The organism is Bacillus sp. HY001 (genome assembly GCF_007558965.1).
GTDB lineage: Bacteria > Bacillota > Bacilli > Bacillales > Bacillaceae_G > Bacillus_A > Bacillus_A mobilis.
Genome location: NZ_VLTE01000006.1, coordinates 22,020 through 47,682, shown reverse-complemented (window position 1 = coordinate 47,682; position 25,663 = coordinate 22,020). Strand labels below are relative to the sequence as shown.

The 25,663-nt window shown below is 34.5% G+C and carries 22 protein-coding genes and 3 other annotated features (1 of these 25 running past the window's edge); of the genes, 5 read left to right on the top strand and 17 right to left on the bottom strand.

The genetic code is table 11. The features are described from left to right. Nucleotides 1–106 precede the first annotated feature (106 nt). On the top strand, nt 107–538 hold the full coding sequence (locus tag FOT98_RS06420) for a GNAT family N-acetyltransferase (RefSeq protein WP_063262753.1): 432 nt from the start codon (nt 107–109) through the stop codon (nt 536–538). Nucleotides 539–568: 30 nt separating this feature from the next. Then, nucleotides 569–1,096, top strand: coding sequence for an HAD-IIIA family hydrolase (locus FOT98_RS06415; RefSeq protein WP_063262752.1), 528 nt, complete (start codon nt 569–571; stop codon nt 1,094–1,096). A gap of 57 nt (nt 1,097–1,153) precedes the next feature. Here the strand turns inward: FOT98_RS06415 and FOT98_RS06410 are convergent, their stop codons facing one another. The 6 genes from FOT98_RS06410 to FOT98_RS06385 all read right to left on the bottom strand — a co-directional run bounded on the left by FOT98_RS06410 (nt 1,154) and on the right by FOT98_RS06385 (nt 6,569). Then, nucleotides 1,154–1,594, bottom strand: coding sequence for a GNAT family N-acetyltransferase (locus tag FOT98_RS06410; protein ID WP_061679521.1), 441 nt, complete (start codon nt 1,592–1,594; stop codon nt 1,154–1,156). Beyond that, a complete protein-coding gene (locus FOT98_RS06405) occupies nt 1,591–2,064 on the bottom strand; it encodes an SAM-dependent methyltransferase (RefSeq protein ID WP_063262751.1) in 474 nt (157 codons plus the stop codon). The genes FOT98_RS06410 and FOT98_RS06405 overlap by 4 nt, the downstream gene beginning before the upstream one ends. 87 nt (nt 2,065–2,151) lie before the next feature. Then, a complete protein-coding gene (locus tag FOT98_RS06400; protein WP_063262750.1) occupies nt 2,152–2,850 on the bottom strand; it encodes an aspartate/glutamate racemase family protein in 699 nt (232 codons plus the stop codon). Nucleotides 2,851–2,997: 147 nt separating this feature from the next. Further along, nucleotides 2,998–4,200, bottom strand: coding sequence for an alcohol dehydrogenase EutG (gene eutG, locus FOT98_RS06395; protein ID WP_061679518.1), 1,203 nt, complete (start codon nt 4,198–4,200; stop codon nt 2,998–3,000). A gap of 52 nt (nt 4,201–4,252) precedes the next feature. Then, a complete protein-coding gene (locus FOT98_RS06390; protein WP_063262749.1) occupies nt 4,253–5,698 on the bottom strand; it encodes a GntP family permease in 1,446 nt (481 codons plus the stop codon). Between the two features lie 205 nt (nt 5,699–5,903). Beyond that, the gene (locus FOT98_RS06385) at nt 5,904–6,569 is read right to left on the bottom strand and encodes an HAD family hydrolase (protein ID WP_063262748.1); all 666 of its coding nucleotides are present in this window, start codon (nt 6,567–6,569) and stop codon (nt 5,904–5,906) included. A gap of 191 nt (nt 6,570–6,760) precedes the next feature. On the opposite strand from FOT98_RS06385, the gene FOT98_RS06380 reads away from it, so the two are divergent. Together FOT98_RS06380 and FOT98_RS06375 are read left to right on the top strand one after the other, a co-directional pair. Continuing rightward, the gene (locus tag FOT98_RS06380) at nt 6,761–7,558 is read left to right on the top strand and encodes a lipid II flippase Amj family protein (protein ID WP_063262747.1); all 798 of its coding nucleotides are present in this window, start codon (nt 6,761–6,763) and stop codon (nt 7,556–7,558) included. Between the two features lie 31 nt (nt 7,559–7,589). Continuing rightward, on the top strand, nt 7,590–8,165 hold the full coding sequence (locus FOT98_RS06375) for a nucleotidyltransferase family protein (RefSeq protein ID WP_144290980.1): 576 nt from the start codon (nt 7,590–7,592) through the stop codon (nt 8,163–8,165). Nucleotides 8,166–8,204: 39 nt separating this feature from the next. On the opposite strand, the gene FOT98_RS06370 is transcribed toward FOT98_RS06375, so the two are convergent. From FOT98_RS06370 to FOT98_RS06330, 9 genes are all read right to left on the bottom strand, one after another. Next, nucleotides 8,205–9,080, bottom strand: coding sequence for an alpha/beta fold hydrolase (locus tag FOT98_RS06370; RefSeq protein WP_063262745.1), 876 nt, complete (start codon nt 9,078–9,080; stop codon nt 8,205–8,207). Between the two features lie 76 nt (nt 9,081–9,156). Continuing rightward, nucleotides 9,157–10,497 carry a sodium-dependent transporter gene (locus FOT98_RS06365; protein ID WP_063262744.1) on the bottom strand — a complete coding sequence of 447 codons (1,341 nt, stop codon included), beginning with the start codon at nt 10,495–10,497 and terminating at the stop codon, nt 9,157–9,159. Between the two features lie 116 nt (nt 10,498–10,613). Next, nucleotides 10,614–10,862 (bottom strand) — a binding site (T-box leader). A gap of 107 nt (nt 10,863–10,969) precedes the next feature. After that, nucleotides 10,970–11,932 (bottom strand): PepSY domain-containing protein, encoded by a 963-nt coding sequence (locus FOT98_RS06360; protein WP_063262743.1) that lies wholly within the window; start codon nt 11,930–11,932, stop codon nt 10,970–10,972. A gap of 18 nt (nt 11,933–11,950) precedes the next feature. Beyond that, the gene (locus FOT98_RS06355; protein ID WP_063262742.1) at nt 11,951–13,309 is read right to left on the bottom strand and encodes a sensor histidine kinase; all 1,359 of its coding nucleotides are present in this window, start codon (nt 13,307–13,309) and stop codon (nt 11,951–11,953) included. Nucleotides 13,310–13,312: 3 nt separating this feature from the next. Then, nucleotides 13,313–13,996: a response regulator transcription factor gene (locus tag FOT98_RS06350; RefSeq protein ID WP_063262741.1), complete on the bottom strand. Its 684-nt coding sequence runs from the start codon at nt 13,994–13,996 to the stop codon at nt 13,313–13,315. 129 nt (nt 13,997–14,125) lie between these two features. Continuing rightward, nucleotides 14,126–15,556, bottom strand: a complete 1,431-nt coding sequence (locus tag FOT98_RS06345) for an SLC13 family permease (RefSeq protein WP_063262740.1) — start codon at nt 15,554–15,556, stop codon at nt 14,126–14,128. Next, on the bottom strand, nt 15,553–16,737 hold the full coding sequence (locus FOT98_RS06340; protein WP_063262739.1) for a glycerate kinase family protein: 1,185 nt from the start codon (nt 16,735–16,737) through the stop codon (nt 15,553–15,555). The genes FOT98_RS06345 and FOT98_RS06340 overlap by 4 nt, the downstream gene beginning before the upstream one ends. A gap of 179 nt (nt 16,738–16,916) precedes the next feature. Next, a complete protein-coding gene (gene aspS / locus FOT98_RS06335) occupies nt 16,917–18,215 on the bottom strand; it encodes an aspartate--tRNA(Asn) ligase (RefSeq protein WP_063262738.1) in 1,299 nt (432 codons plus the stop codon). 108 nt (nt 18,216–18,323) lie between these two features. After that, nucleotides 18,324–18,535, bottom strand: a binding site (T-box leader). Nucleotides 18,536–18,601: 66 nt separating this feature from the next. Then, the gene (locus FOT98_RS06330) at nt 18,602–19,957 is read right to left on the bottom strand and encodes a UDP-N-acetylmuramoyl-tripeptide--D-alanyl-D-alanine ligase (RefSeq protein ID WP_063262808.1); all 1,356 of its coding nucleotides are present in this window, start codon (nt 19,955–19,957) and stop codon (nt 18,602–18,604) included. A gap of 89 nt (nt 19,958–20,046) precedes the next feature. On the opposite strand from FOT98_RS06330, the gene FOT98_RS06325 reads away from it, so the two are divergent. After that, entirely contained in the window at nt 20,047–20,529 is a 483-nt protein-coding gene (locus tag FOT98_RS06325) for a hypothetical protein (protein WP_063262737.1), read from the top strand. 103 nt (nt 20,530–20,632) lie between these two features. Here FOT98_RS06325 and FOT98_RS06320 read toward each other — a convergent pair whose 3' ends face one another. Next, nucleotides 20,633–22,144 (bottom strand): M36 family metallopeptidase, encoded by a 1,512-nt coding sequence (locus FOT98_RS06320; protein WP_063262736.1) that lies wholly within the window; start codon nt 22,142–22,144, stop codon nt 20,633–20,635. A 319-nt stretch (nt 22,145–22,463) separates the two neighbouring features. Further along, a complete protein-coding gene (gene ileS / locus FOT98_RS06315) occupies nt 22,464–25,565 on the bottom strand; it encodes an isoleucine--tRNA ligase (protein WP_063262735.1) in 3,102 nt (1,033 codons plus the stop codon). Nucleotides 25,566–25,618: 53 nt separating this feature from the next. Continuing rightward, nucleotides 25,619–25,663: a binding site (T-box leader), on the bottom strand; it runs 195 nt beyond the window's last position.

The window sequence follows — 25,663 nt, the reverse complement described above, 5'->3', positions numbered from 1 at the left end:
ATATAACTATCTATATATCATTATAAAATATTCATTTTCATAGCAGGAATAAATATCTTTTAGTAGAATACTTAACGTTTGATTACATTTTATTGGAGTGGATAATATGTCCTTTCATATACGTGAAGCTACGATAGACGATATAGATGCACTTTGTTCTTTAACGAAAGAATTAAAAGGTTCCTCTATTTCCTATGAAGATATGAACAACCGATTACAATTCGTACAAATGAGTCCCTTTGATTTTTTATATGTTTATGAAGAAGAAGACACTATATACGGATTACTTGGGTTTCGTATACGTGAAAATTTAGAAGATATAACTCGTTATGGGGAAATTTCAATTATTAGCGTTGATTCTACAATACGGAGGAAAGGCATTGGACAAGCATTAATGGATTATGCAGAACAATTAGCAAAAAAACATAATTGCATTGGTACATGGCTAGTTAGTGGAACAAATAGAGTAGAAGCACATCCCTTTTACAAAAAATTAGGATATGAAGTGAATGGATATCGATTTGTAAAACATTTTTAAACTATCTATAAATGGAAAGGACTAAAAAATATGACAAACATCGAAGCTATTTTTATTGATCGTGACGGTACAATCGGTGGTGACACTACAATACATTATCCAGGTTCTTTTACATTATTTCCTTTTACAAAAGCAGCTCTGCAAAAACTAAAAGCTCAAAATATAAAAATTTTCTCTTTCACAAACCAGCCAGGTATCGCGGATGGGATAGCGACTGTTGCTGATTTTGCAAAAGAATTAAAAGGGTTCGGCTTTGATGATATTTACGTATGTCCTCATAAACACGGTGATGGTTGTGAATGCCGCAAACCAAGTACAGGTATGCTGCTACAAGCAGCCGAAAAACATGGGCTTGATTTAACAAAATGCGCTGTAATTGGTGATCGCTGGACTGATATCGTTGCAGGAGCAACAGTACATGCAACGACGATATTAGTTCGAACAGGCGCTGGATATGATGCTTTACATACGTACCGAGACAAATGGGCACATATTGAACCAAACTACATTGCAGAAAACTTTGAAGATGCTACAAATTGGGTTTTAAATCAACTATAATACAAATTAAAAGAGACGTTTTCACAATAAAAACGTCTCTTTTAATCTTATATTTCTTTAAAATGTTAATTCATAATGGAAATAACGATTATCTCTCAAATAACCATTTTCAGCGTATAATCGCTGCGCTGATAAATTATCGATTTCCGTTTGTAATTTTACACCTTTTGCACCATTTTCTAAGGCAAATTCTTTAGCAGCTTCTAGTAATTTTTTACCTGTTCCTGCTCCGCGCTTAGTGGCTTGTACAAACAGATCATTTAATATCCATAATTCTTTCATCGAAATGGAAGAAAATGATGGATATAATTGTGTGAAACCAATATATTCACCGTCTTCAACTGCTACGAAAATAACGGATTCTTTTCTCTCGATTCGATTTCGTAAAAATACTTTTGCTCCTTCTAAATCGGAATCTTGTCTATAAAACATACGATAGTTATTAAAAACTGATGCTAGTCCATCTAAATCTGCAATTGTTGCCTCATATATTCTCATTTTATTCCATTCCCCTTCCAATACTGTCTCATTATATCTGTTGCCCATTTAGGCTGTACAATTTCTTCTTTCGGCATAAACTCTTTCATTATCGGCTTTATATCCAATATAGGGGTGCCATCAATAGCATCTAACCCCTCAACAATAATTGATTTGCCTTCTCTTTTGATCACCTTTACAATTGTTGCTCCTATACGATTCGGGCGATTTTTCCCGCGTTGTGCAAAAATGCCTACTTTAGGATAATCATTATTATTTCTAGGATGTCTAGCAAAATATTGAATTTGTTCATCAGTTACTTTATGAAAGTAAAAAACAACTTCAATGTGAGAAAAATCTTCAATCCCTTGTATACTTTCCTCTGTATACATTTCAGTTAAAGTAATATAAGATCTTACTTCTCCCCACTCATCATCTTTTATTTCCTTTCTTTCATTATGTACAAATGCGATTGGTTGAACTGAAAACATACGCATTCCCCCTTAAATGTAACCACTTACATTATAAAATATTTTCTGAATGTTTTCCACAAACGCGAATTAGGTTACATAATATAATTATAATCTATTTTGTAAAGCGAAATTAACAGCTTCAACTGCATGTATATGAGCTGTGTCAAATATCGGAATAGATACGTCTTCCTGCTTTATTAATAATCCTATTTCTGTACAACCTAATATAATTCCTTGTGCCCCTTCTTGTACTAGCTCTTCTATAACTCTTTTATAATACTCCCTAGATGAAGATGTTATCTTTCCTAAACACAATTCTGTATATATGACTTCGTTTATCTTTTCTCTATCCTTTTTTGATGGAACCATTACTTTTATATGATTTTCTTCTATGCGTAATTTATAAAAGTCTTGCTCCATTGTATATTTAGTTCCAAGTAAACCAACCTTTTGAATATCTTTCCTTTTCATTTCTTTTGCAGTTGCATCAGCGATATGTAAGACTGGAATATGAATATTCTCCTTTATTTTCTCAACTACTTTATGCATTGTATTTGTGCAAATAATAATAAAATCTGCTCCTCCTCTCTGTAACGAATATGCTGCATTTCCTAATATTTCTCCTGCTCCATCCCAATCTCCGCTAGACTGGAATCGTTCAATCTCTTCAAAGTCCACACTATTAATCATACATTTTGCTGAATGTAATCCTCCTAATCTCTCTTTTATTTCTTCATTTATGATTCGATAATATTCAGAAGTTGATTCCCAGCTCATGCCACCAATTAAACCTATTGTTTTCATTACACAACACCCACCTTATACTGTTTTTTAAAACTAATCACAACATTTTATTATGTATATTATACATAATAAAACAAGACTTTACGTTTGTAATATAAAGTCTTGTTTTAACTATTTCCAAGGAAATTTTATAAGAATATTCTGAAATTAATTATCTAATGTTTTTATAGAATCTTCATATTGATAATGAAAACACTCTCGATACAACTGTTTAATTTCATCATATGATGGCACACGTGGATTATTTGCTGGACTTCCACTTTCAATTGCATCTGATGCCATTTTAGAAATAGCTTTTTCAAATTCAACTTCACCAATTCCGTATTCTTTTAAGTTTGGAATTCGGAGATCAAAACAAAGTTTTTTTATTTCCCTCAGCGTGTAGTCTGCTACTTCTTCATCACAATAGGAATACAAATCTTTATTTAAACAACGTCCAATTTTCGCTAGTCTTTTTACTGCATTAACTTTTGTATATTCTAAAACTGTAGGTAATAGTATTGCATTCGATATTCCGTGTGGCACATGAAATAACGCTCCTACTGGCCTGGACATTCCATGAACTAGAGTAACAGATGCATTTGAAAATGCGATTCCAGCTTGTAAGGACGCAATCATCATCGCTTCTCTTGCCTCCATATTCTCTCCATCTTCATATGCAATACGTAAATATTTCATAATACTTTCAATTGCGGAAAGTGCAAGTACATCGGTAAGTGATTGTGAAACTTTAGAAATATATGCTTCGACTGCATGACATAATGCATCTATCCCTGTTGCTGCTGTAATATGCGGTGGTACCGAACGTGTTAAAATTGGGTCAATAATCGCTACTTGTGGGGTGAAATTTGGATGCTTCATCATCATTTTTACATCTGTTCGTTTATTCGTAATTACTGCTACACTTGTTACTTCCGATCCAGTACCAGAAGTTGTTGGGATTGCAATAAGTGGTAGCGGATCATTGTCTATTTCCATATTCTTTTGGACGTAATCTTCCACTTCTCCACCATTTGTATATAACACCGCAACTGCTTTCGCAGCATCGATACAACTTCCACCACCAATACCGATAATAAAATCACACTGTCCTTCTTTACAAAGAGTTAACGCTTCTAACACGTGTATATTGGTAGGCTCAGCATTTACTTTATTATATGTAATAACAGTTATACCTTTCGTACTTAATTGTTGTATACACCTCTCAACATATCCTAAATCCTCCATAATTGTATCCGTAACTATAAACGCTCTTTTCCCCAACTTCTTAGATTGTTCCCCCAGCTTTTCAAGCGAATTTCTTCCATATAATACAGACTTCGGCATACGAAACTCAGCAACTTCTTGCAAGTACTCCACCCCTTCTTACCCTAATTAATGTTTTAATTTATAAAATATCGACTTAATAAATTCCTGTTACTGTATAGAATGCAATAACTAAAAATACAGCAAGCGTTTTCAAAATTGTAATAGCAAAAATATCTTTATATGACTGTTTATGTGTTAAACCTGTTACTGTAAGAATAGTAATAATTGCTCCGTTATGTGGTAATGTATCCATTCCTCCTGATGCCATTGATACGATGCGGTGCATTACTTCTAATGGAATATCAAATTGATTGGCCGCTGCAATAAACTTATCTCCCATTGCACTTAAAACGATCCCCATTCCTCCGGATGCAGAACCTGTAATTCCAGCTAAAATATTCGTCGTTACTGCTCCATTCACTAGAGGATTTGTGAATGTGGCAGAAATACCATCTCTCATAATCGCAAATCCTGGAAGTGCTGCGATGACACCACCGAATCCAAACTCAGCTCCTGTATTCATCGTTGCAAGTAACGCTCCACCAATACTTGTATTCAATCCAGCTTGAAACCCTGTTACTACTCGTTTCCAATATAATAATAACGTTGTTACAATACCTATAATAAGTGCCAATTCTACTGACCAAATTCCAACTACTGCACTTAATTCTACTTTTCCAAATGCTTTCATACCAATTGCAGAAAAATCAAAACCATTTGGATACCACTTCGGTATCATAATAGTGAAAACTTTATTCATTACACCTACTAAAATAAGTGGTATAAAAGCAATCACTTGCTGAACTCTTGTAATTTCAATGCTTTTCAGTAATGGCATATCTTTTTGTTCTACTTGCACTTGCAAAGAAGCTGCCATTTCAGTATCCCCATCGTTAAAACCAAAATACCCTTCTCCTGCTGCCTTCGCCTTCTTACGTCTACTCTCTAAATATAATAATCCTAACGTGAGTACAAAAATTGCCCCTACAATACCAAGTATCGGCGCAGCATAAATGTCTGTTTTAAAAAACGTTGTAGGAATCACGTTTTGAATTTGTGGTGATCCAGGTAGCGCATCCATTGTAAACGTGACCGCTCCAAGTACAATCGTTCCAGGGATTAAACGCTTCGGAATATTCGCTTGTCGAAACAGCTTAGCTGCGAACGGATATACAGCAAACACTACTACGTACACACTAACGCCACTATACGTTAAGATCGCACCCATTAATACAATCGCTAAAATCGTACGTTTTTCACCAACTAACTCTATAATTGTCTTTGCAATCGAGTCTGCAATTCCTGACATTTCTACTACTTTCCCAAATATTGCCCCAAGTAAAAATACAGGGAAATATAGTTTAATAAAACCTACCATTTTCTCCATAAAAATATTCGAAAAGAAAGGTAATACAAAACTAGGCTCTGTCAAAAATACCGCAAATAATGCAAATATCGGTGCAAATAAAATAACAGAAAACCCTTTATATGCTACAAACATTAGTAAACTAAGTGCTAATAATATAATAACTAGCTCCAATTATACCCCTCCTTTAAACAGAAAATTCAAACTTTTATAGATAAATTTCTACTAATCTTTTGATTCTGACATCCCTCCTCTTATTCATACAAATTTTTCATGCTAAAAATGTCTAATTATACATATTCGATTACATATGAAAAATCCCTTTAAACAAATACGATTTGATCATCATACGTTATAAAGGGATTTTTAGTCTCTATATTTACTTCTTTACTAAACTATTTTCTAAACAAAAATGATGTAGTTCTTTTACATCCTTTACTATATGAGTCGCACCAACTTCAGTCAATTCTGTTTTACTACCATAACCGTATAAAACGCCAATTGAAGGAATTCCATTATGATTCGCACCGATTATATCGTGCTTTCTATCTCCAATCATAACAATGTCTTCTTTATTAAGTTCTTTATTTGTTTGTAAAATATGAGAAATAATTTCTTCTTTTTTTATTCTCGTACCATCTAAATTACTTCCAATGATATCTTCGAAATACTTCGTTAGTTGAAAATGTTCTATAACTTGTTCAGCAAATATAGTAGGTTTTGAAGTGGCTATAAATAAACGATTTCCTGTATCTTTTAATTGTTTTAAGAGATTTGGAATACCATCGTAAACATTATTTTCTAACAATCCACGCTGCTGTATATACTCTCTAAAATAAAAAACAGCTCGTTCAACTTCTCCTTCATTCATATTGTATCTCTCTACAAATGATTGCTGGATGGGTGGACCAATAAATGAATCTAACTCGCTTACATGTAATTCTTCAATTCCAAGCTTCTTTAATGCATACAATACTGAATTTACAATTCCTTCTTTCGGATCCGTCAATGTTCCATCTAAATCAAATAGAAATGTTGTATACAAGTTTAATCCCCCGCTCCTATTTACTTTACATATTATATGGAAGGCTTTTCATGCCCACCTTTTACTATACTACCATTATTTATCTTTTCGAAAAATTATTTCTTCTATGTCACATACTTTCAGTTACAAAGTGTAATAGATATGATAAAGTAAAAAAGTTACAATTATTTTAATAGAAACTGGTGAATCTAATGTCAATAACGTTAATTGTTATAATGGTTTTCACAATTGTTATTCACGCGGTTGAAACGAGCTCTTATAGTATTCGATTAGCTGGAGTGCGTTTAAAGAGAATTGCTGTTGCTTTGTCTGTCGTAGGCATGGTGTTACTTATATCAAGAACATCTAACATGCTACAAGCCTTTTTAATCGGCGGGATTGTCGATGAGGCAAAACGAGACGCTTCCATTAATTTAGAACATACTATACGGCTTGTTCTATTATCCGCCTCTGTCGGTACTTTACTTGCGATTATACTGTATCCAACTCTGACCAAATTATTTGGATATGTCATTCAAAACTTTGAAACAGATGGTTCTTTCATTCGAATGATGAAAACAAATAACATTCAAAAATTAAAGTACACAAGAAAATACGTACGCTTTCCAAAATTAGAAATGATTCATAGACTGCGTATCGGTGGTATTCCAAAACGTATTATGCTTATTAATATGTTTGCTACTGCAATTTATACAGCTGGTGTCCTTTCAGCTCTATACGCTTCCTTTTTACTTCCAGATTACGCAACAAAAGCTACTACAGCTTCTGGCCTTATTAATGGTTTCGCTACTATTTTATTAACTGTGCTGCTTGATCCACGTATCGCTCTTTTAACAGAGCGAGCTCTTCAATCAGAAGAAGGTGCAGAAGCAATGAGTAAAATGTATGGTTGGCTAATGATTTCTAGACTTTTCGGTACATTATTAGCACAACTATTATTCATACCAGGTGCTTACTGGATCACATGGATTATTAAACTGATGAATTAGTCCTCTATAAAAATAGTAGGTGGGATAACAAATGACTATACAAACAGAGCAAGATATAATTCACTTAATTGAAAACGACGAATGGATGATGAACGTATTACAAATGGCAAAATCACTAAATTTACCTGATTGGTGGATTTGCGCCGGATTTGTCCGCTCTAAAATTTGGGACACTTTACATAACTATGAAGCTAAAACAGCTATGCCTGATGTTGATGTGATTTATTATGATAGTCTACATAAAGATGAGATATACGAACAATCATTAGAAACGAAATTAAAGAATATTGATTCTACGATCCCTTGGTCTGTAAAAAATCAAGCTCGTATGCATGTAGTGAATAATATGCCACCATATTCTTCCTCTGTTGATGCTATTTCTAAATTTCCTGAAACTGCAACGGCTTTAGGGGTTACATTAGACGAAAAAAACAAAGTTATATTAACAGCTCCGTGCGGTATTGGAGATGTTCTTTCCTTACGAGTGAGGCCAACAGATCATTTTCTTGAAACCAAAGAACGATTACATATGTACAATGCTAGGGTTACTAAAAAGAATTGGCAAAACAAATGGCCTAACATTACAATTACTTATCCCAAAATATAAAAATGGGAGCTTCGCATTATACGAAGCTCCCTTTCTACTTTATTTCAAAAACTGAATGACTAATTCTGCATATCGATCTGCTTCCTCATAATGCGGTGTATGACCACTCTCTTCGAATACAATATAACCTCCGTTTTGAGCATCTTTATTAAATATTTCAATTTGTTTTTCACACGTTACTGCATCGTGTTTTCCTACAATTAATAACATTGGATTTTGTACATCTTTTATTTTTTGTAATAATGAAGTATGAAATGCTCCTTCTACTTTTAATCTATCAAAATGAATTTTGGAGCGATTTGAAAATTCTTCCCACTCTTCATCACTATATAAACTCTCGTCCGTCTCATCTTCCTTATAATTGTAAATCTCCATTCTTTTTTCTTCTAATTCATTGCTTAATCTTATATAGTCTTCCAGCAACTCTTCTGAACTGGCATTGCTAGATGAATAAGCGATAGACTCTTCTGCTACTTTTTCTTTCCCATACTTTTTTAATAAGTTCCCTGTCTTTTGTAACAAGGCTCTACTTGTTAATGCAAAATCGAAAGTTGGCCCTTCAAATATGATTTTCTCTATTGAACTTGGATATCTCGATGCATATAACAAAGCTACATATCCACCGAAAGAGTGTCCAATTACAGACCACTTCTCAATTTGTAATACTTTTTTTAGTTCCTCACAGTCTTCAATCAAATCATGTAATCTAAAAGCTTCGTCTTCAGTAATTTCTTCTGAGCGACATACACCTCTTTGATCTATCATAATTACAAATAACGAATCTTTTAATCTTTCCGCTTGATGAAATGAAAAATCATAGCAACTTTCTCCTGGTCCACCATGCAAGTATAGGACTGGTTTATTTTTAGGGTTTCCATGCGTTTCAACGTATAGCTTTTTGCCTCTAATATTCATGTATTTCCCTGCTTCTATCAAATTCGCCTTTATGATCGTCACCTTCTTTTTTTACTGAATATTATAACATTTCACCCTAAATAATCCCTATTACATTTAAAAAGACGATGATGATTGCGAGCGGTGCTACAAATCGAAGTAAGAAAGCCCAACAAATAAATACTTTCTTTCCATAATTACCACCTACAAAAAACTCTGCTTCTAGCACCTTCTTTTCCATTTTGAATGAAACGAAAATACTAATAAATAGCGCTCCAAGTGGCATTAATATATTACTAGATAAGAAGTCTACTGCATCAAAAATATTCTTTCCGAAAATCGTAATATCACTCCATACTCCAAATGATAGCGCTGAAGGTATACCTACTAAGAAAATACCGAAACCAATCATCCATGATAATTTCGTTCTCTTTTCTTGTTCACCATTTGCAAACGCTGAAACAACTGTCTCTAGTAAAGAAAATGCCGATGTTAATGTCGCAAATGTAAATAGTGCAAGAAATACTGTTAAGAAAAATCCACCGAATGGAATTTGACTAAATACAGATGGTAATACGATAAATAGTAATCCAGGTCCTTCTGTTGGTTCCATTCCTAATGAAAATACAGCTGGGAAAATAGCAAGACCTGCAAATAATGAAACAAATAAATTCAATCCAACAATTGTTATTGCTGATTTTGGTAAACTTTCTTTTTTATTTAAATAGGAACTATACGTGACCATAATCGAAATCCCGATACTAATCGCAAAGAATGATTGACCCATTGCGAATAAAATACTTTCTGAAGTAATCTTTGAGAAGTCTGGTTGTAAGAAAAACTTCACACCTTGTATTGCATTATCAAGTGTTAATGAACGAATAATAAGAGCAACAAATAAAACAAACAATGCTGGCAACATATATTTACTTGCTTTTTCAATTCCATTTTGTACTCCCTTTGATACAACCCAAATCGTAATAAGCATAAAAGCGAAATGTCCTATAATCGCCCAAGCGGGATTTCCAATTGTTTCAGTAAATAATGCATTGTAATTCTGTCCCGGAGTAATCAGTTGTCCAGTTACTCCTCTGAATAAATAAATTAATACCCATCCACCTACAACACTATAAAACGAAAGTAGTATAAAACAAGTTCCAACGCCAAGACGTCCAATCCAGTGCCATCCTGTATTAGGTGCGATACTTTTAAATGCTCCAACCGCTTGTTTCTGTGTACTGCGACCAATCATAAATTCAGCTATAAGTAGCGGTAGCCCAATTAATACAGTAAATAATATAAAGATTAAAAAGAATGCTCCTCCCCCGCTTTTCCCAGCGATATAAGGAAACTTCCATATTGCGCCAAGTCCAATTGCGGATCCTGCTGCAGCCATTATAAAACCTAATTTCGAAGTCCATTGCTCTGTCTGTTTCATCTTATTTTCCTCCTAGTTAAATTACTTTATATGAATAATTAAATTTTATAAACTAATCCAAATAAACCCTCCATTTCTATTTCCATAAAATAAAAAAATGGCCTAGCATCTCTATATAAAGAGACGCTAAGCCATTTACTTAACGCGGTACCACCCTTATTGATTCCATTATGAATCCACCTTAGTAGTAATCGTTTGATTACAAACCTAATATCGAAGGTTAACCGTTAAGATTTACTAAGAATGTGATTCCGTTCCACCTTACTGCTCCTAGGCGAGTTCAGGATGTCATTTGACTATGTCACACCAACCCATAGCTCTCTGTACAAATATACGACCTTACTACTCCTATTCAACACATTTTAATATTTAGAATATATTTTCTTTTGAAATTAATATGAAGTATATCGGTTATATGTATAACTGTCAAGAGCTATATTAAAATTTGATGAGAAACCTTTTTTATTTTTCATTATCCTTCGTCATCATCATCACCGTGATCATCAGTACCTTCTTCTTGATCATCGTCATCTCGTTGTTGTGATGACTCCTTTTGCTGAATAACGTTATTTACCACTGTAGTAGAAATGACTTCACCTGTTATTGTATGTATTCTTACATCAACCGTTTCTGTTTGTTTTTTTATTATAATTTGGTAGGTAGACGTACCATTTATATTGACTACACTTACCTTCTCGATAAATCCGCCTGGTACTTTTTGTAACGCAACTTCTTTCGCCTGCTCTTCTGTAACGACTTTTTGTATTTGTGAAGTACCAATAAAAGCACCCGTCGCTTCTTCAATTTCTACCATTACATTCTCATTTGCACTTTTCTCTATCTCTATTACATATACATTTTTTTCGTTCTTTTTCTCTAGTCTTATCCCTTTCACATTCCCTTGTACTTGCTGCACTGCAATCTCTTTTGCTTGCTCTTCTGTAACTTTTGTCGTTTGTTTCTGTAACAATTGAATTTTTCCGGTAGTTTTTTCGATCTCAACTATCGTACTATCAGTAGCATTTGTTTCTACCGTTATAACAAACACTTCTATCTCATTTCTTTTTTCTAATATAGTTTGTTTGATTATCCCCTGTACTTTCTGAAGTGCTATTTCTTCCGCTTTTTCTTTCGTTATTGTATTACTTTTTAATGATATTTCTTTTGCACGTTTTATGTTACCACTTTGAGCATCTACTATTATTTCATATGAACCTTTTTCATTTAAAAGATGTACCTTATATATATCTTGTTCTCCTTTGTTTACTAATTTTATATTTTTTATTTTTCCAGGATACTGTTCCGACACAATATTCTGAATTTGTTTTTCAGATAATATGTTTTCTCCTTGCTTAGAGACAATACGTTGTGATACAAAAGCTACACTTACAAGAACAAAACAAAGTAACAATGCAACCTTCCATTTCTTTTTCATTTTTAAACTCCTATCTCTTTATAAAAACCGAGGCAAATATACTGTAACTTTCGTCCATTTTCCCTCTTCACTTTCCAGTTGTATATTTCCTTCATGAGCATCAATAATTTGTTTCGCAATCGACAAGCCTAGACCTGTTCCTCCTGTTTCCCTACTCCTCGCTTTATCCACCCGAAAAAAGCGATCAAACACTTTCTGTATATCCTCCTTAGGAATTCCCATACCGTAATCTTGAATAGAAAAAAAGACTCTTTCCTTGTTTATTCCTACTATTAAATCGATTGAATCCTTACTGTATTTCATTGCGTTATCCAATAATACTACTAATACTTGTTTTATTTTTTGTTCATCAATATTTACAACAATCTTTTCTTCCTCTGTAATAACTCGAAAATCCCGATTATATGTTTTTTCTAGTTGTTCCGCAGTCATCTTGCATAAACGAACTACATCTGATTCTTTCGTTTCCAACTTCCACTCTGCACTACTGTTGGCAAGCAGTAACATTTGATTTGTCATGCCTTTCATTCTTATTGCCTCGGAGTATATCGCTTCTACAGATTCCTCTAAAACATCTTGTTTTTTCATTCCCCATCTTTTTAATAATTTTGCATAACTTTCAATAACAGTTAACGGTGTTCTCAATTCATGTGAAGCATCTGAAACGAACTGCTGTTGCTTTTCAAAGTTTTGATGTAATAAATCTATCATTTTATTAAATGTCGTTCCCATTTTGTACAATTCATCTTTTGATTTTTTCTCAAGTGGTATTTTTTTGAATATCCCTCTATCTTGTATATGCTCCATTGTTTGTATTAAAGAGTTTACAGGTTTTAAAATGAGTTTACTTAACATTCTTCCCGCAAAAAAAGACGGAATTAAAACGAAAAGCGATGCAATTACCAATACATTTTTTAACATATTTAAATTCCCTTGCAAACTATCTAAACGTTCTGTCATTTCTAACGAAACGATCTTCCCATCATTCCAAATGATTGGTATTTTTATATAAGCGAATTTCCCTCCATTTTTCTCATAAATTCCCGCTGATTCTTTTCTTTCAAATTTCGTATTTACTGCTGGGATTGGTTTTGTACTGTCCACTTCTTGTCTAATCATTACCTTTGAATTTTCATTAATAACTCTAATCATACCGTTTGAAGGTAAGTATGGTTGCAACAAATTTACTGCGTCTATTTTTTTTGCTGATTCTACATTCATTCCTTCTATAATATGTACTGCCTCACGTTTTAAACGTTCTAACTCTCCGTTCGTTGTAACTTTATAAAATAAAAAGTATATAGAACTATTAATAAGTAACAATATAAGTAGTAACCATACTGTAGAAAATAAATATATTTTATTTTTAATTTTCATATATTACACCTTTAAAACATACCCAACACCTCTAACAGTGTGAATAAGTGGTACGTCCACATTACAATCTACTTTTTTGCGTAAATATCGAATATACACATCGACAACATTTGTATCACCATAATAATCAAATCCCCAAACATTCGTTACGATTTGTTCTCGATTTAACACTTGGTTTTCATGCTTCATTAAAAAGAGTAATAAATCAAATTCACGTGGTGTTAATTCCACTACATGATTCCCTCTCTTCACTTCTCGTGTTTTCTCGTCTAAATATAAATCTGCAATTTGATAACTACTATTCTCTTCTTCTTTTATTACGTTTGAAATTCTTAAACATGCACGAATCCTCGCTAAAAGTTCTTCTATTTGAAATGGCTTTGTGATATAGTCACTTGCTCCTTGATCTAAACCACTAACCTTGTCAACAACTGAGTCACGAGCAGTTAATAAAATAATAGGTATTACAGCATTTTTCAAACGTATTCTTCGAAGAACTTCTAACCCACTTATATTTGGAAGCATTACATCAAGTAATATTAAATCCCAGTTACCATCGCCAAACTTTTCCATTGCCTCTGTACCTGTTTTTGCAATTTCACTTTCATATCCTTCAAACTCTAATTCCAACTGCACAACACGAGCAATTTTTTCTTCATCCTCGACGATTAAAATCCTTTCTCCCATAAAAGCCTCCTATAATATATATTTGCACCATTTTAGTATAACAAGTAATACTTTCCTCCAAAAGAAATAATACCCAATATTCTTTTCGACTTAATGAAAAAAATCAGGAATGAATTATATTCCTGATTTTTAGAGAGACAATCCAACCCACTGCCAATATGCATAGTAAAATACAACCATTACAAACATATATATAACACTTAAATAGCTACTTAACTTTAATAAATCTTGCGGCTGAAACGTTTCTCTATCACTTTCTTGGAATAAAAGTAATGCTTTAGAACTGACTGGAAAGGTTAAACAATAGTTCATGCCAACAATCCCTAAAAATAGTACAGCTACTTCATTAAGCTGTAGACTATTCGCAAAATATAGTAATGGCGGAATAAAAATTACCGCTCTCGTTGTGTGAGATGTAATATATAAATGTGATGTGACTGAAAGAATAACAATTACGAGTAACACGATAAAAATGGATTGCTTATTAATAAGTTCTGTTACTAAAAATAACTTTTGCATAATCCATTGCGCTGCACCACTCTCCATTAAAGATTTCCCTAATGCAATTGCTGCTCCAACAAATAAAATTAAGTTCCACGAGACACCTTTTAAACTTTCTTTCCACTGCATCACGCCGAGTTTTGGTAAAGTTAATAAAAACACTCCGATTATCGTTACAGTGGCAATTTCCAAACCGTGTAACGACTCTGTTAACCAAAAAGCTACCATCGCTATTAAAATACTGATTGTATACTTTTCATTTCGCGATAATTCAAACTCAACTTTTTTCTGTTTCAGTTTTGTTTTTACTTCCTCTTTGTCTAAAAATAAAAATAATATTACACGACAACTTATAAAGCTCATTATGACTCCAAATGGAAATCCCCATATTAACCACTCTACAAATGTAATATCCTTATTATTAAATTCCTTTAACATATCTAGGGCAATTAAATGGGAACCTGCGCCAATAATTGTAGAACTTGTTGAAACTAAAATAACTGTAGGCATTAAAATTGCTAATGCTTTCGTAATTCTTCTACTCCCAATTTCTTTTGATATAGCTTGAAAAACAGGTAATACAACCGCTGCGCGTCCAGATGTCGATGGAATAAAAAAGGCGAGTATTTGAATAATCATTGTCAAAATCCCGCACAAGCCCGCTATATTCCGAGCACGATTTACAACAAAGTACGTCATTTTCTCAGCTAAACCGGTAACTTGAAGTGCCCTTCCTAAAATAAAGGAACCGATCATAAGCCAAATAACATCTGAAGCTAACGAATCGAATAAAAGATCTTGCTTTGCTGTTCCTGAAATAATTAAAAATAAGACGGACCCTAGTGCGATATAGGCTGAATTTATCGTTGTTGTAGTCCATAAAATAATTGCACAGCAAAATCCAAACAAACTCCATTTCGCTTCCATCGTTAATGACGATGGAAGCAAAAGAACTATTTCTACCAGTAATATAAGTGCTACGGGCAGAACCCAAGATGGCTTAATTTTCGGATCATCCGTACTGCTTACATGTAATTCCACTACATTTTTTTCAATCATGATACGTACCCACTTTTATTTAACCGAGAAGCGATTTGATAACCGACTAAAACTGTACGCATCGTACTCTCTGTACAATCACGAAGCCATTTCTCCGCATTAGAAAATGCATTTTCTAATGAAGATGGCATCGGTAATATACTTGTATATGCATCAATGCCATAATCGTAATTAATACGTGCACCTTTACCGACTGTCCCTACTAATGCAATTACTGGTAATCCATATTTTTTTGCACATTTAGCCACCTCAGCTGGAATTTTCCCTCGTGGCGTTTGAAAATCTATACTGCCTTCCGCAGTAAAAACAAGATCACACGATAACAATTGTTTATTTAAATCCATATACTTCATAATAATATCGTATCTCGGATGTAACGTTGCACCAATTAAAGCTTGTAGTCCAGCACCAAGCCCGCCAGATGCACCACTACCTGGTGTATGATGTACATCTATACCTATATCTTTTTTTATAACAGAAGCATAACGCTCCAGTGCTTTTTCTAGTTCTATTACTTGTGCTTCGTTAGCACCTTTTTGCGGACCGAACACTCGCGCTACTCCCTGTTCGCCGCATAATTGATTAAACCAATTACAGGCAACATCAATTTGAACATGCCTTAATCTAGGATCTACTTGTGATGTGTCTATTTTTGAAACTTGTAATAAAGAGGTTCCACCATGAATTTGTATTTCCTTTCCAGCTTCATTTAAGAACTTTACACCTAACACCTCAGCCATACCTGCTCCTCCATCAGATGTTCCTGAATCGCCACATCCTATTAATATACGATCTACCCCTTTATTTAAAGCTAATTCTATTAACTGCCCAACACCATGAGTAGTCGTTTTTCTAGGATCACGTAAATCTCTCGGTACAAGGCGTAGCCCAGCTGCAGCGGCCATTTCAATAACAGCCGTACACTCACCATTTCTCGTTTTAAAAATACCAAAATAAGATTGTATCTCCTCTCCAACAGGTCCCGTTACTTGTACTTTATACATTTTTCCACCAGTAATATTTATAATTGCCTCTGTAAAACCTTCCCCACCATCCACCATTGGTAAAGTCTCTACAGTAGCTAACGGCATAACTTTTAAAATCCCTTCTTTCATTACATCAGCAGCTTCCTTCGCCCCTAAACTTTCTTTAAATCCTGATGGTACAACTAAAATACGCATGTAATATTTCTCCCTTCACCTTGTATATCTCTTTCGTTTCTAAGGCTTATACTAAAGGTGAAAAAAGAGAGAACAATTAAGCTTACATTAAAATTTGGTGAGAAAGTGCTGAGTTTTATGAACTAAAAAATCCGTTGTACTATAAAATAGCACAACGGATACATTTCCTTCCCCTATTATTATGGGATAAGTCTTGTACAGTCCCTTGGAAAAGCACTCGCCTCTCGTACATTTGTTAATTCTAATAGTTTGTATACAACTCTCTCTAATCCAATTCCAAAACCACCGTGCGGAGGACAACCGTATCGGAATGTATTTAAATAAGATTGAAATTTATCTGGATGTAATCCTTTTTCTTTAAAAGAAGCAAGTAACATTTCATAATCATGAATTCGCTGTGCGCCTGAAGTTATTTCTAGCCCTTTATATAGTAAGTCGAACGAATCAGTAATAGATGGATTTTCATTATTCGGCATCGTATACATCGGTCTAGCTTCTTTCGGATAATGTGTAATGAAAACTAACTCACTCTTATATGTTTCCTTCACATATTTGCCTAGTAGCTTTTCACCTTCTGTATCTAAATCCCCAATTGGCGATTCTTTCCGGTATTTACTTTTTAAAATTTCTTGCGCTTGTAACAATGTAATTTTTGGTATTTCTGTAATAACAGGTACTTCTATTTGTAATAGTTGTAGTTCTTTTTCACAATTTTTTGCTACTTGTTGAAACATATATCGTAAAACATCCGTTTCTAATTGCATCACTTCATAAAAATCATGAATAAATCCAAGTTCTACGTCTAACGATATATATTCATTCAAATGACGGGAAGAATTATGATGTTCCGCCCTGTAAACAGGTGCAACTTCAAAAACACGTTCTAACCCTCCAGCTACCATCATCTGTTTATAAAACTGTGGTGATTGTGCTAAATAAGCTTCTTTTTGAAAGTATGGAACTTTAAAAACATTCGCTCCTCCTTCTGCCCCTTGTGAAACAATTTTCGGAGTAAATATACGTGTGAAATCGTTCTCTATAAGAAATTCACTAAAGCTCTGAACAAGTGTAGATTTCACTTTAAATATCGCCGCGGTTCTCTCATGTCTTAATGATAATACCCGCTCATTTAGTAGTTGATCTAAGCCAACTTGCAATTTCTTTTTATTTATTTCAAATGGAAGTGGTTCTGCACCATTTAATATTTTCACTTCATGAGCAAGCACTTCCACCCCTAATTCTGTTTTCGAAGTCTCTACTATTTGACCAACTACTTGCACGACACTTTCCACATCTACTTTAAATCCAGCTAACTCATTTTCTAAGACACATTGCATAACTCCCGATCGATCCCTTATTAATAAAAAACTAACATTACCTAGATGACGAATCTTTTTTACCCATCCTTGAAGTAATACAACCTTTCCACTTTGCTCCTTACATTCTTTTGTGAGTGAACGCTTCATTATTGACTCCATTATTTTTCCCTCCAGTAATTTTATTTTTATTTACGTTATTGTTGTTATCATCGTCATCATCCACGGTCACTCACCTCCTTTCAAAGAATACAAAAATCCGCCCCTATAAATAGGGACGGATTTTTCCGCGGTACCACCCAAATTGTCATAATGACCATCTTAGACCTGATAACGGTAGGTACCGTTTGCTTTTACTAATTATCACGTTCAAAGCAACACTCACAGGTGTCTTTCCATCATGCGGTATCGCAATCTTCTCAGCAACCGATTGCTCTCTGTAGACCTTTGCATCATGTACTTTTCCTGATCATCACTTTTTATATTTACAGAGTATTCTATCTCTTTGTTTTATAAAACGCAAGCCTTTTTAAATATATTTTCATTTTTCATATCCAATTTTGTACAATCTCCTCTAAAGCCATTCCACGTGAGCCTTTCAATAATACAACATCATTTTCTGTTATTACTTTTAATACTTCCTCTGCTACCTTGGCTTTACTATTAAATGACTGTACTTTTCCTGTATCATATTTCTTTCTCGCTTCTTCCGCTACAATTTCAGCTAACTCTCCATAAGTGAATACATATTGAATGCTCTCTTGATTTAGCATTTTACCAATTTCTCTATGATATGTTTCAGCTTTCGTCCCTAACTCCAACATATCCCCAAATACTATCATTTTTTTCTTATAGGCATTTAATTTCTGTAACGTGTCAATTGCAGCCTTCATTGAAGAGGGACTAGCATTCCACGCATCGTTAATAATTGTAAAACCTGTTTTGGCAGTTAAAAATTGAAAGCGCATATGAGTAATATGTAATTGCCGTAATGCTTCCTGTATTTTTTCTGTAGGGACATTATAATATTGACCTACGGCGATTCCGACAATCGTATTTAAAATATTATGTTTTCCATGCAAGGGAACATCGTACTGTATTTTTGAATTATTTACTTTAAAATGAACACCATATTCATCTAATCCCACGTTTGTTGGAAACAAATCATTTGTATACTTTTCACCAAATGCCTTACAATTTATACTCGATAGATTCTTATTTTTCAAAAGCAATGGTTCATCGCCATTATACAAACATAATCCTTCATCTTTTAATCCATCAATAATTTCTAATTTAGCCTTCGCGATCTCTTCTCTTGATCCAAGTGTTTCTAAGTGAGACTGGCCAATCATTGTAATGATCGCTACATCTGGCTTTGCTATTATCGATAAGTTTCTAATTTGTCCTTTTTCACTCATCCCCATTTCAAGTATTAAAAACTCTGTATCTCGTTTCATCTCTAAAATTGTTAATGGTAAACCGATTTGACTATTAAAATTCCCTTTTGTTTTATGCACACGATGAGTTGTACTTAAAATCGTGCTTATTATATCTTTTACCGTTGTCTTTCCATTACTACCAGTAATTCCAATTACTTTTACATTTAGCTCTGTTCGATAAAATTGTGCCAATTGTTGCAAAGCAAACAAAGTGTCATCTACAAATATAATTGGCATCCCTTTTGGCGGAGTACCATAAGACTTTTTCCATAAGGAAGCGACAGCTCCATTATCAATTGCCTCTTTCACATAATCATGTCCATCTTTCACCCTAATGATTGGAACAAATAAATTTCCTTCTTTAATGCTTTTGGAATCTATGCAGACACCATGTATCTCTATATGATGAAACGATTCTTGTAATCCTTCACCACCTACTACCTCTTCAAGTTTTTTCAAATTCATTTGAATCAAATTATCACCTTTTCCATTTTATTACATAATTTTTATTTCATTTACGCATATTAATAAAAATTTTATAGCGAGGTGTTCTTATGAAAAAAGCGATTAGTTTCTTTCTTCTTTTGTTATGTCTAATTGTAGTGAATGAAACATACGCCTATTCACCAAAATCTTTACCGATCTCCCAAAACTCTGATCAATGGCAAGTGAATATTGATGAACCGAAAAAAATAAGCAAAAAGACGCTTCAAGCTAAAAAAGATGAATTTAATACATATCAATTTTCAGTAAAAAATGTTGGAAACAGTGAAGTATATAACGTACAAGTCGAAGTATTCCGCAACGAGCCAAAAACAAAAACGAAATATGAACTCTTTTCCCTAAAGGAAAGTCGTTTAGCAAGTGGAAAAACTGGATTTAAACATGCTAATTTTCCAGTTGCTACAAAAGCAGATGTAGTTGATGTAATCATTACTTGGCAAGAACACCCTTTCCACTCCATGAGAAACGGTCAAAAAGTTGAGTCTAGAAAATTTAAAGAGCATTTTGTTTTTAAAGACGAAAAAAATAAATAGAATGTGGATACATTCACACTACCATTCATTTAGCTACCTTTACTAGTACCAGTTCATAAGCAAATTAAAAAGTCGTGGCTTATAAATGCCACGACTTTTTATATTAATTCGTACTAATTCCTCTTGCTGCCCAAATACGATCGATATCAGCAGCATGTTGTCCGCCATATAAAAGAGCATCCGCTTGCTTAATTGCCTTTGCTCCATCATTGAATTTAGAGTTTGGTGTTAATGACCAGTGTGATTGTAAAATAATTTTCGTTGCAACATCACGTCCAAAAGCTTGTGCCATCTCATATTGACCTTGAGCCCAAATTTCACCATCATCGTGTACTTCATTCTTTATATCTTTTGGATACACTTTATTATTATCTAATCGGCGCAAGCACGTCGGATCTGAACTAGAATAAGCAGCCGCATCCCATTCTCCAACACATGCTTTTCCGTATCCTGTTGTCGATACTGCATCTTCATACGTAGCACCTAAAAAGTCACCAAATCCTTCTCCCATCGCTCCGCCTTCTGCAGAACTACCAAAGCCAGGTACTTGGTTATCTTGAATCGAGTGCCCGTACTCATGAGCGATAATACCAGCATCTTCTGCATCATCTACTCCGCCAGTACCAAAAGTTAATGCTTTCGTTGTCGGAGAATAAAATGAGTTATCCGCCGTCGTTCCATTCACATTCACTTTAATAGAGCGATTATTAATATTTTTAAAACCTAACCCTTGAATGTAACGCTGTAATGTATCGATATGATAATACGACATCACGTCTTCAAAGCTATCATTTGCGCGTGTATAGTTAAATTGTAAGTTTGTAGATTTTGTTTTTGCTTTTGAAGAAATCGTTACATACTCTCCAATTAAAAATCCTGTCCCATCTAAACCTTTTAACGTAACAGTCTTCAATTGGTTCGTTAGCGCAGTTGAATCTGCATCGTTATTATCTTTTAAGCCTACTTTACTACCACTAGATACGACCGGATTAGGTAAAAATACTTTTCCTGTCCCTTCTGCTTTTCGGTTTATATCAACCTTTTTAATTAACTTTCCGTTTTCAGCATCAATAAATGTTTCCCATGCACCAAACGGGTTATTAGAATGGACTACAACTTTATATACTGGACGAGCAATTCCTTCTTCCACAATATATCCGAATTCTTTCTCTGTAGGAGCCCATAAGTTTTGCTCACTTGCTTCTCCAACATACGCCATTGATTTTTGTATTGCATCTTTTTCACTAATTTTTGTCGTTACTTCCTTCACACCTTTAACGGATTGATAATCAGAAACAGCAAGTACTCCCTTTTCCTCTCCGTTAAGTGTAACTGTAATTTGTTTTGAAAATACAGGCGCACCGTTAACAACTTGTTGGAACCTAACATATGAAGCTACTGACGTTTCTGTTGTAGAAATATATTGCAAGTCTGAGAGGTCAGTTTTCAATCCATACTGCGCTGCATTTTCTTTTAAGTATTCAGTTGCTTTTTTCTGCGGTGAATAAGCTTCTAGCTTTACTTGTTGTTGTTTTTCCAATGCTGAAACCGTAGAAATCGTCCCCATTACTAATGGCACAGTCATTGCCATTGCCACCATTTTTTTATTAAACATAGAACCACTCCCCCTAATAAAGTAGCCCAACCTTATCCCATTACCACTAGGCAATCATTCCCCACAAAATGGGGGGATAAAAATTGAATCTACGAGTAATTCTCTATAAACAATTCTATTACCTTTCCATTTAGGGTGAGTGAAATTTTCTCAATATTTATGTATAAAACGAGAAAAATACTGTAGAAATATATTTCTACAGTATTTCATTTAGTGCGCTATGAAGAAAGACATTTGCTAGAGGTCCTATCGCATGGATTATGAGGAAATTCTAATCATACAAAAAGGAAGTTGGAATGATTCCAACTTCCTTTTTGCTTTAATGAGCCGCGCTTAATTTAATTCGAACTTTCGCTTCACCTAAAGATAGTTCATCGTCTTCATTCGTTAAGTGATCAAATGTAAATTGCTTAACGAGTAAATTTTCTTCCAATAAATCTTTATGGTTCGTTAATGTTCGTTGTAGTTCCTCCTCTGTATCAAGAATAACATCTACTCGTAAATTAACCGGTAAATTTAACTGTTTACGATATTCTTGAACTGCTCGAATGAATTCACGCGCTACTCCTTCTTGTAACAATTCTTCCGTGACATTCGTATCTAACATAACTGTATATTGTCCGTTAGTCGTATTAGAAAATCCTGATCTCGCGACTTTCTCGACTACTACATCTTCAGCTGTTACAACTACTTCTTCTCCTGGTGCAGCTTCGTAAACTGCTCTTTCTGTAGATACAAAGTGCTCTACTTCTTCTTTTGATAATTGTTTTAGCCATGTATTTACTGCGTTCACATTTTTACCAAACTTCGGCCCAGCTGTTTTAAAGTTCAGCTTTAATTGATAGGACGTATATTTCGTTTCATCGAGTTCAACATGGAACGCTTTGACATTTAGTTCATCCATGACGATATCACGATACGATTCCCAATCCATATCATTCTCATTATGTGCTAGTAATACAAGTTCCGCTAATGGCTGTTTTACTTTTAAAGAATGCTGATTACGATTACTTCTTCCAAGTTCAACAACTTGTAAAACTGCATCCATTCCTGCTTCTAATTTCGGCTGAAGTAGTGATTCATTCACAATTGGATAATCCTCTAAATGAACGCTACTTCCAGTTAAATTCAAATGAATATCTTCAGCGACAAACGGTGTAAATGGTGCAATTAATTTACTAATTGTCACAAGCACTTCATGAAGTGTCTCATACGCAGCTGCTTTTTCGGCATTCATACCAGATTCCCAGAAACGATTACGTGATCGTCTTACGTACCAGTTACTTACTTCATCTACAAGTGCCGCGATTTCACGAGCTGCATTCGTAAATTGATAATCATCAAGTGCTGTTCTCACTTTTTTCGTTGTGCTATGCAATCTTGATAATACCCATTCATCTAATTTCGTCCGCTTTACATCATACGTTTCTTTCGGATTATACTCATCTAAATTTGCATATAAAACGTAGAAGCTATACACATTGACTAATGTATCCACAAATTTAGATTTTGCTTCTAGTACTGTTCTTTCAGAAAAACGCTTCGCATTCCACGGAGCACTATCAACGAGTAGCGCCCATCTTAAAGCATCTGCACCAAACTGATTTACTAAATCAACTGGATCTAGTGCATTCCCTTTACTCTTAGACATTTTCTGTCCTTCTTCATCTAATACATGCCCAAGTGATAGAACGCGTTTATACGGTACTTTTCCTGTGTATAGTGCTGATACTGCTAATAAACTATAAAACCATCCGCGTGTTTGATCAATGCCTTCTGCAATTACATCTGCTGGAAACTGTTCTTCAAATAACTCTTTATTTTCAAATGGATAATGATATTGCGCAAATGGCATGGAACCACTATCAAACCAAACATCAATTACTTCTGGTGTACGATTCATTGTACTTCCGCATTTTTCGCAGCATACTTGCACTTCATCTACATATGGCTTATGCAATTCTAAATCTTCCGGTGTTTCTTTCGTACTATGCTTTCTTAAATCAGCAATGCTTTTCGGTGCGAATTGATGATCGCACCTTTCACATTCCCATACGTTTAATGGTGTTCCCCAATATCTATTTCGACTAATATTCCAGTCCACCATATTTTCTAAAAACTTACCAAAGCGTCCATGTTTCATATGATCTGGATACCAAGTAACAGAATCGTTATTTTGTAAAAATGTATCTTTAATTGCAGTTGTTCGGATTAACCAACTCTCTCCTGCATAATAAAGAAGTGGTGAATCACAGCGCCAGCAATGTGGGTAGCTATGTTCATACTTTTCTTTATGATATAGTAAGCCTTCCTTCGCTAAATAACGAACGATATCCACGTCACAATCTTTTACAAATTTCCCTTTCAAAAATGGTACTGCTTCTGTATACTCACCTTTCTCATCTACAACATGTAAGAATGACAATCCTGCGCTTTGAACGACTCTATAATCGTCCTCTCCATATGCTGGAGCGATATGAACAAGTCCTGTACCACTATCTGCCGTGACAAAATCTGCTGCGATAACGTGGTAGCCATTTGTAACTTCTTTCATTGAAAATGGCGGCACATAAGATGTGTTTACTAATTCTTCACCTTTATGGACAGATAGTACTTCATAGTTTTCTTTTAATACATCTTGTACACGTTCTTTCGCAACAATGTATACATGACCTTCTTGTTTCGCTTTCACGTATTCCATATTTGGATGTACAGCGAGCGCAACATTTGCTGGAAGTGTCCAAGGTGTCGTTGTCCAACCTAGGAAATACTCATTTTCACTATCTTTCACTTTAAACTTAACTGTTGCACTTAAATCTTTTACTGTTTTATACCCTTGTGCAACCTCATGTGAACTTAGTGAAGTTTGACAACTTGGGCAATATGGTGAAACTCTATGTCCCTTATACAATAAGCCCTTTTCATGAATCGTCCCCAAAATATGCCATACACTTTCGATATATGGATTCTCTAACGTAACGTATGGATCATCCATATCTACCCAATAACCGATGCTTTCCGTGAATTCACGCCACTGTTTCTCATATGTGAATACACTCTCTTTACACTTCTGGATAAATGGCTCAATTCCATACTCTTCGATTTCATGTTTACCAGAAATACCGAGTTGCTTCTCAACACCTAATTCTACAGGTAAACCGTGTGTATCCCATCCCGCTTTTCTTAACACTTTATAACCAGCCATCGTTTTATATCTTGCTACTACATCTTTAATTGTCCGTCCAAGTGCATGACCTACATGCGGTAATCCATTCGCCGTTGGTGGTCCTTCATAAAACACAAAAGATTGTGCGCCTTCTCGATTCTGAATTGATTGCTCGAAAATACTTTGCTCGTTCCACTGCTTACGAATACGTGTTTCTCTCCCTACAGCTGACTCTTTTACATCTACTTTCTTCATCTACAATCACTCCTTTGAATGTTTTAAAGCACACAAAAAACCCGTCCCTATAAAGTAGGGACGGGTTTACCCGCGTTACCACCCTAATTCTATTAGCT

Bases quoted from the DNA above. Each gene is read 5' to 3' on its own strand.
- FOT98_RS06375 (WP_144290980.1), top strand. From the start codon at position 7,590: ATGACTATACAAACAGAGCAAGATATAATTCACTTAATTGAAAACGAC.
- ileS (WP_063262735.1), bottom strand. From the start codon at position 25,565: ATGAAGAAAGTAGATGTAAAAGAGTCAGCTGTAGGGAGAGAAACACGT.
- FOT98_RS06350 (WP_063262741.1), bottom strand. From the start codon at position 13,996: ATGGGAGAAAGGATTTTAATCGTCGAGGATGAAGAAAAAATTGCTCGT.
- aspS (WP_063262738.1), bottom strand. From the start codon at position 18,215: ATGGAGTCAATAATGAAGCGTTCACTCACAAAAGAATGTAAGGAGCAA.
- FOT98_RS06355 (WP_063262742.1), bottom strand. From the start codon at position 13,309: ATGAAAATTAAAAATAAAATATATTTATTTTCTACAGTATGGTTACTA.
- FOT98_RS06340 (WP_063262739.1), bottom strand. From the start codon at position 16,737: ATGCGTATTTTAGTTGTACCATCAGGATTTAAAGAAAGTTTAGGGGCG.
- FOT98_RS06420 (WP_063262753.1), top strand. From the start codon at position 107: ATGTCCTTTCATATACGTGAAGCTACGATAGACGATATAGATGCACTT.
- FOT98_RS06345 (WP_063262740.1), bottom strand. From the start codon at position 15,556: ATGATTGAAAAAAATGTAGTGGAATTACATGTAAGCAGTACGGATGAT.
- FOT98_RS06380 (WP_063262747.1), top strand. From the start codon at position 6,761: ATGTCAATAACGTTAATTGTTATAATGGTTTTCACAATTGTTATTCAC.
- FOT98_RS06360 (WP_063262743.1), bottom strand. From the start codon at position 11,932: ATGAAAAAGAAATGGAAGGTTGCATTGTTACTTTGTTTTGTTCTTGTA.
- FOT98_RS06410 (WP_061679521.1), bottom strand. From the start codon at position 1,594: ATGAGAATATATGAGGCAACAATTGCAGATTTAGATGGACTAGCATCA.
- FOT98_RS06370 (WP_063262745.1), bottom strand. From the start codon at position 9,080: ATGAATATTAGAGGCAAAAAGCTATACGTTGAAACGCATGGAAACCCT.
- FOT98_RS06405 (WP_063262751.1), bottom strand. From the start codon at position 2,064: ATGTTTTCAGTTCAACCAATCGCATTTGTACATAATGAAAGAAAGGAA.
- FOT98_RS06415 (WP_063262752.1), top strand. From the start codon at position 569: ATGACAAACATCGAAGCTATTTTTATTGATCGTGACGGTACAATCGGT.
- FOT98_RS06330 (WP_063262808.1), bottom strand. From the start codon at position 19,957: ATGAATTTGAAAAAACTTGAAGAGGTAGTAGGTGGTGAAGGATTACAA.
- FOT98_RS06320 (WP_063262736.1), bottom strand. From the start codon at position 22,144: ATGTTTAATAAAAAAATGGTGGCAATGGCAATGACTGTGCCATTAGTA.
- FOT98_RS06325 (WP_063262737.1), top strand. From the start codon at position 20,047: ATGAAAAAAGCGATTAGTTTCTTTCTTCTTTTGTTATGTCTAATTGTA.
- FOT98_RS06400 (WP_063262750.1), bottom strand. From the start codon at position 2,850: ATGAAAACAATAGGTTTAATTGGTGGCATGAGCTGGGAATCAACTTCT.
- FOT98_RS06365 (WP_063262744.1), bottom strand. From the start codon at position 10,497: ATGAAACAGACAGAGCAATGGACTTCGAAATTAGGTTTTATAATGGCT.